At 69.9% G+C, this 6622-nt stretch carries 7 protein-coding genes; 5 read left to right on the top strand and 2 right to left on the bottom strand.

Going from position 1 to position 6622, the window contains the following annotated elements; all coding sequences use genetic code 11:
- Positions 1-110 precede the first annotated feature (110 nt).
- Entirely contained in the window at positions 111-380 is a 270-nt protein-coding gene (locus AB0K14_RS35595) for a UBP-type zinc finger domain-containing protein (protein WP_360463111.1), read from the bottom strand.
- 19 nt (positions 381-399) lie between these two features.
- Here AB0K14_RS35595 and AB0K14_RS35600 point away from each other — a divergent pair, with 19 nt between their 5' ends.
- Complete coding sequence (locus AB0K14_RS35600) at positions 400-1953, top strand: Na+/H+ antiporter (RefSeq protein WP_360463092.1); 1554 nt, start codon at positions 400-402, stop codon at positions 1951-1953.
- 138 nt (positions 1954-2091) lie between these two features.
- Positions 2092-3195: a glycerophosphodiester phosphodiesterase gene (locus AB0K14_RS35605; RefSeq protein WP_360463095.1), complete on the top strand. Its 1104-nt coding sequence runs from the start codon at positions 2092-2094 to the stop codon at positions 3193-3195.
- A gap of 257 nt (positions 3196-3452) precedes the next feature.
- On the opposite strand, the gene AB0K14_RS35610 is transcribed toward AB0K14_RS35605, so the two are convergent.
- Positions 3453-4739, bottom strand: a complete 1287-nt coding sequence (locus AB0K14_RS35610; protein WP_360463098.1) for an adenylosuccinate synthase — start codon at positions 4737-4739, stop codon at positions 3453-3455.
- A gap of 136 nt (positions 4740-4875) precedes the next feature.
- Here AB0K14_RS35610 and AB0K14_RS35615 point away from each other — a divergent pair, with 136 nt between their 5' ends.
- The 3 genes from AB0K14_RS35615 to AB0K14_RS35625 all read left to right on the top strand — a co-directional run bounded on the left by AB0K14_RS35615 (position 4876) and on the right by AB0K14_RS35625 (position 6522).
- Complete coding sequence (locus tag AB0K14_RS35615) at positions 4876-5502, top strand: hypothetical protein (protein ID WP_360463100.1); 627 nt, start codon at positions 4876-4878, stop codon at positions 5500-5502.
- A 111-nt stretch (positions 5503-5613) separates the two neighbouring features.
- Complete coding sequence (locus AB0K14_RS35620; protein WP_360463103.1) at positions 5614-6267, top strand: HNH endonuclease family protein; 654 nt, start codon at positions 5614-5616, stop codon at positions 6265-6267.
- A 6-nt stretch (positions 6268-6273) separates the two neighbouring features.
- Positions 6274-6522: a hypothetical protein gene (locus tag AB0K14_RS35625; protein WP_360463106.1), complete on the top strand. Its 249-nt coding sequence runs from the start codon at positions 6274-6276 to the stop codon at positions 6520-6522.
- The last annotated feature ends 100 nt before the right edge of the window (positions 6523-6622 follow it).

Genomic DNA, 6622 nt, shown 5'->3' on the forward strand with positions numbered 1-6622 from the left:
TCGCGCTGGATGAAGCGCTCACGAAGCTACTTGTGTCGCCGGTCACAGCCATAGACCCACCGTCTAAAGGGACTGTAAAGACCGGCCGGGAGGGGCGGGCGAGGCCGGGTTCACACGATCCGGGCATCCACGTAGCACCAGCGCCAGTCCTCGCCCGGCTCGAACGACCGCATCACGGGGTGCTCGGAGGCGCCGAAGTGCGCGGTCGCGTGCCGGCGGGGGCTGGAGTCGCAGCACGCGACGTGCCCGCAGGACAGGCAGATCCGCAGGTGGGCCCAGTTGCGCTCGCCGTCGGCGAGGCAGTCGGCGCAGCCCTCGGGGTTGTCCGGGTCGACCGACTCCGGGAGATCTGAGACGTGAGCGCAGGTCATACCGGTCATCATCACGCAAGATTGCGCCATGCACGGACCGCAACTGCTCCTCCTGCTCGTCGGCGCGCTGCTCGTCACGGCGGCGGCCAAACGCCTCAACTGGTCGGCGCCGCTGGTGCTGGTGGGCGTCGGCCTCGCGGTGTCGTTCATCCCGGGTCTGCCCGGGTTCGCCCTGGAGCCGGAGCTGATCCTGGTCCTGGTGCTGCCGCCGCTGCTGTACTCGGCCGCGCTGGACAGCTCGTACCACAACATCCGGGCGAACCTGAGGCCGATCGGGCTGCTCGCGGTGGGTCTGGTGCTGGTGACCACGGTCGCCGTCGGCTGGGTCGCGCACCTGGTCCTGCCGGAGCTGTCGCTGCCCGCGGCGCTGGTGCTCGGCGCGGTGGTGGCGCCGCCGGACGCGGTCGCGGCGGTCGCGATCGGACGGCGGTTGAACCTGCCCCGCCGGACGATGACCCTGCTCACCGGGGAGAGCCTGATCAACGACGCGACCGCGCTGACGGCGTACAAGGTGGCCGTGGCGGCGGCCGCCGGTGTCGCCGCGACCTGGGTCGACGGCACGCGCACGTTCGTGATCAGCGCGGGCGGCGGCGTGCTCGTCGGGTTGGCGATCGGCTGGGGCGTGCGCCGGCTGCGGGACCGGCTGAACGACGGCGTGCTGGAGAGCGCGCTGGGCATGCTGGTGCCGTTCGGCGCGTACATCTTCGCCGAGGAGGTGCACGCCTCCGGTGTGCTCGCGGTCGTCGTCGCCGGGCTCTACATCGGGCACAACGCGCCGAGCAGCTCCTACTACACGCGCCTCCAGGACACCGCGGTGTGGCGGTCGGTGGACGCGATGCTGGAGTCGTTCGTGTTCGCGCTGATCGGGTTGCAGCTCAACAGCGTGGTGCGGGAGGTGGACGTCACCGGCGGGTTGGTGTGGGCGGCGGCGGCCGTGCTGGCGGCCACGATCGTGGTGCGGTTCCTGTGGGTGTACCCGGCGGCGTACCTGCCCCGGCTGCTGTCGAAACGGGTCCGGGAGCGCGAGGGCGCGCCGGGGTGGCGCGGCGTGACCGTGCTGTCGTGGGCCGGGATGCGGGGCGTGGTGTCGCTGGCCGCGGCGAGCGCGCTGCCGCTGGACCTGCCCGGCCGCGAGGTGATCGTGTTCTGCGCGTTCGTGGTCACCGTCGGCACGCTGCTCATCCAGGGCCTGTCGCTGCCGTTCGTGATCCGCAAGCTGGGGTTCCGCGGTGACGAGGAGCGCACCGACGCGTTGGCCGAGGCGCAGGTGCAGCACGCCGCCGCGCAGGCGGCCGTGCGCAGGCTGGACGAGGTGATCGCCGACGACGAGGGCACGCCGGAGCACGTCGTGGACCGGCTGCGGGTGATGGCCGAGCACCGCGGCAACGCGGCGTGGGAGCGGCTGGGCAGGCAGGAGGACGAGAGCCCCGCCGCGTCGTACCGGCGGCTGCGGCGCACGATGCTGGAGGCCGAGCGCCAGGTGTTCGTCCAGGCGCGGGACGAGGGGCGGATCGACGACGAGGTGCTGATCCGGGTGCTGCGCGAGCTCGACCTGGAGGAAGCGGCCATATCCAGGGAGTGACCACCGCCGAACCTCCCACCACGCGTTCACCGTGACGTGGTCTGTGCTTCGCCCTACCGTGTCCAGGACGTCGCGGTGCGCGACGAGGCTGCCGCGCGTCTGAAGTCTCTGGGCAGTAACCCTTTGGGGAGGTCGGCGATGGTGCGGACGAGGATCGTCGGGGTGGCGCTCGCGGCGCTCGCGGTGGCCGGGGCGGTGGTGCTGCCGTCGGCGTCGGCGAGCGGTGACGGGGAGGCGGCGGCGTCCCGCAAGGGCCCGCTGGTGATCGGCCACCGCGGCGCGTCGGGCTACCGGCCCGAGCACACGCTGGCCGCGTACGAGCTGGCCGCGCGGATGGGCGCCGACTACATCGAGCCCGACCTGGTGGTCACCAAGGACGGCAGGCTCGTCGCCCGGCACGAGAACGAGATCGGCGGCACCACGGACGTCTCCGCGCGGACGGAGTTCGCCGGGCGCCGGACCACCAAGGTCATCGACGGCGCGTCCGTCACCGGCTGGTTCACCGAGGACTTCACGCTCGCCGAGCTGAAGACCCTGCGGGCCAAGGAGCGCATCCCCGAGGTCCGGCCGCGCAACACCCTCTACGACGGCCGGTTCCCGGTGCCGACGCTGGAGGAGGTCGTCGACCTGTCCCGCCGGCTGTCCCGCGAGCTCGGTCGCGACATCGGCATCTACCCGGAGACCAAGCACCCGACGTACTTCCAGGACATCGGCCTCCCGCTGGAGCCCCGCCTGGTCGACGTGCTGAACCGGGCGGGCCTGAACCGGCACGGCGCCAAGGTGTACGTGCAGTCGTTCGAGGTGGCCAACCTCAAGCAGCTCAAGTCGAAGCTGCGGGTGCCGCTGGTGCAGCTGATCAACTCGTCGGGCGCGCCGTACGACTTCGTGAAGGCGGGCGACAAGCGCACCTACAGCGACCTCGTGACGCCGGAGGGCTTGCGCGAGATCCGCACCTACGCGTCCGGCATCGGTGCGGCGAAGGACCGGATCATCCCGCGTGACGCGGCGGGTTTCCTGCGCGAGCCGACCACCCTGGTGCGCGACGCGCACACCCGCGGCTTGATCGTGCACGCCTGGACGTTCCGCAACGAGAACACGTTCCTGCCGGCCGACTTCCGCTCCTCCACCGACCCGGCCGCGTACGGCAACGCGTTCGGCGAGTACGCGAAGTTCTACGCGACCGGCCTGGACGGCGTGTTCGCCGACAACCCGGACACCGCCGTGGAAGCCCGCAAGGGCTGACGCAGGTTCACCCCGGTGGGACGCCCGCGCTCGTGCGGGCGTCCCACCGGTTGCTCAGGACCCGCCGTGAACGGCTTCGCGCGGGTCCTCGCGACGGAAACCGACACGATTTCTCCCCGCAGGCAACGGATACCGGACGCGCTGATCAGCGAGTCGGAGTTTTGATATCCCGACGGGAGGAGTCAACGCGTCCCGAATTGTGAAAGTGCCTCCGATGCCGCTTGCTTCGGCATCGGAGGCACTTCTCGCGGAACAGCTCAGATGATGTCGTGCCGCACGATGGTCTGGTCGCGGCCGGGGCCGACGCCGATCGCGGACATGCGGGCGCCGGAGATCTGCTCCAGGTGCTCGACGTACGCACGCGCGTTCGCGGGCAGCTCCTCGTACGTGCGGCAGTGGCTGATGTCCTCGAACCAGCCCGGCAGCTCCTCGTACACCGGCACGGCGTGGTGCACGTCGGTCTGCGTCATCGGCATCTCGTCGACCCGCTCGCCGTCGATCGTGTAGCCGACGCAGACCGGCACCTTGTCCAGGCCGGACAGCACGTCCAGCTTGGTGAGGAAGTAGTCGGTGATGCCGTTGACCCGCGCCGCGTACCGGGCGATCACCGCGTCGAACCAGCCGGTGCGCCGGGACCGCCCGGTCGTCACGCCGAACTCGCCACCGGTCTTGCGCAGGTGCTCGCCCATCTCGTCGTTCAGCTCGGTCGGGAACGGCCCCGAGCCCACCCGCGTGGTGTACGCCTTCAGGATGCCGATCACCGTCGTGATCTTCGTCGGCCCGATGCCGGAACCGGCGCTCGCGCCGCCCGAGGTCGGGTTCGAGGACGTCACGAACGGGTAGGTGCCGTGGTCCACGTCGAGCAGCGTGCCCTGCGAACCCTCCAGCAGCACCGTCTCGCCGCGCTCCAGCGCCTGGTTGAGCAGCAGGCGGGTGTCGGCGATCCGGGAGGTGAACTTGGTGCCGTGCTCCAGCACGCTGTCGACCACCTGCTCGGGGTCGAGCGCCTTGCGGTTGTAGACCTTGACCAGCACCTGGTTCTTGAAGTCCAGCGCGGCTTCCACCTTCTGCCGCAGGATCTTCTCGTCCAGCAGGTCCTGCGCGCGCACGCCGACGCGGGCGATCTTGTCCTGGTAGCACGGGCCGATGCCGCGACCGGTCGTGCCGATCTTGGCCTTGCCCAGGTACCGCTCGGTGACCTTGTCGATCGCCACGTGGTACGGCATGATCAAGTGCGCGTCCGCGGAGATGAGCAGCTTGCTGGTGTCGACGCCCTGCTCGTCCAGGCCCGCCAACTCCTCCAGCAGCACACCGGGGTCGACCACGACGCCGTTGCCGATGACGCTGGTCACGCCGGGGGTCAGGATTCCGGAGGGGATCAGGTGCAGGGCGAACTTCTGGCCGTCGGGCAGCACCACGGTGTGCCCGGCGTTGTTGCCGCCCTGGTACCGGACAACCCACTGCACCCGGTCACCGAGCAGGTCGGTTGCCTTGCCCTTGCCCTCATCGCCCCACTGGGCACCGATCAGCACGACGGCCGGCATGTGAAACTCCAAGCGGTTGGACGGGTAAGAGCCGAATGCCTGCGACGGCCGAGCCGTCAGTGGACGGCTGTTGAGGGTAGACCAGGAGATGATGGTGCGCGGAATCGTGCTGGCCTGCGGAAACTCGCAGTTGCCAATGATCACGGACGGTGACCGTTTCGAGCTGCGCCGAGTGGCGGAACGGCCCGGAAAAGCCGAGGTGGACGCGATTCTCGCCGAATCGGGTGATAAACGTCTCGTCGTGCACGGCACGGACGCGGACCTCAACGCCGTCGTGCTGCGGCTGCTGCGCACCGAACGGCTGGCCGACGTGCCGGTGGGGTACGTGCCCGCCGACCCGCGTTCCGAGGTGGCCAAGCTCTGGGGCCTGCCGACCGACACCGGCCACGCGCTCGACCTCGCCCTGTCCGGCGACCCCGACCGGGTGCCGCTCGTCCGTGACGACGTCGGCGGCGTGCTCGTCGGCCTCGGCTCGCTCGGCCCGGTGCGCGGCGTCGGCTACGGGGACGACACGGTGGTGCTACGGGGTCAGGCGTCCCGGCTGGAGGTCACCCCCGACCCGGCCGGCGGGCTGGGCCTGGTGGTGCACGTCATCCACAAGCGGCTGTTCGGCCGGAAGGTGGTCAGCACCGCGGCGCGCGCGTTCCAACTCGGCTGCCTGCCGGTGCAGGTGAACTCGGACGGGGTGGCGCACCCGCGGCCGATGGGCAAGTGGACCTGGTACCGCCACACGGAGGACCTGCGGTTGATCCGCGGGATGTAGTGACTGAGGAATTTCCTCCCGCGCCATTCAGGCGTCACTCGAAAGCGTTGTAACGGAAGGAGAATTGACCCAAGGTAATTCCGACAGCTTCCAACTAGGAAGGTCGGAATTATGTCAACAGTTAACAAACGATTCCCTGCCGCACTCCGACTTCCGGCTCTTTCCCTGCTCCTGGCTGGTCTGCTGGCAGTCGGTCTGGTCACCCCCGCCCAGGCGACGCCGCCGAACATCCCGAGCACCAGCGCCGCCCTCTCGGAGCTGGCCGCGCTCCGGGTCGCCACCGAGGGTTCGACCAGCGGCTACTCGCGTGACCTGTTCCCGCACTGGAGCACCGTCTCGGGCGCCTGCAACACCCGGGAGACGGTGCTCAAGCGCGACGGCACGAACGTGGTCACCGACTCCAGCTGCGCCGCCACGTCCGGCCGCTGGTACAGCCCGTACGACGGCGCGACCTGGACGCAGGCGTCCGACGTGGACATCGACCACGTCGTGCCGCTGGCCGAGGCGTGGCGCTCCGGCGCGGCGTCGTGGACCACGTCGCGGCGGCAGTCGTTCGCCAACGACCTGACCAACCCGCAGCTCATCGCCGTCACCGACAACGTGAACCAGGCCAAGGGCGACCAGGACCCGGCCCTGTGGAAGCCTCCGCTGACCTCGTACTGGTGCACCTACGCGAAGATGTGGACGCGCGCGAAGTACAAGTGGGGTTTGACGGTGAACTCCGCGGAGAAGTCTGCACTGCAGACCATGCTCGGGAGGTGCTGAGGACCGATGGCTGACCTGTCTTCCGCGTTCGTGGCCGGACCCGGCGGCGTCATGACCGACGAGGTAGGCGTGGTGACCGGCGACCTGGAGTTGCGCACCACGCTGGACGACGGCGCCCTGCGCGCCACCGTGCGCTACGAGGGCGCGGAGGAGTGGTACGCCATCACCGGCGCATCGTGCCGCTTGGTCGACCCGAAGGACCACGAGGCGGTGCACGCCGTCCTGCTCGGCGTCCTGAACCGCCCCCAGGGCTAGCTCCCGCGAGGTCGCGTCGGTCGTTCGCGTCCTCATTCCCCGACGATCACGCTTTTCGATCGTCGGGGAAAGCATGCCGCCTCGACGCTTCAGAACGGCG

This window comes from Actinosynnema sp. NPDC050801 (genome assembly GCF_040673975.1).
In the GTDB taxonomy this organism is placed as follows: Bacteria; Actinomycetota; Actinomycetes; order Mycobacteriales; family Pseudonocardiaceae; genus Actinosynnema.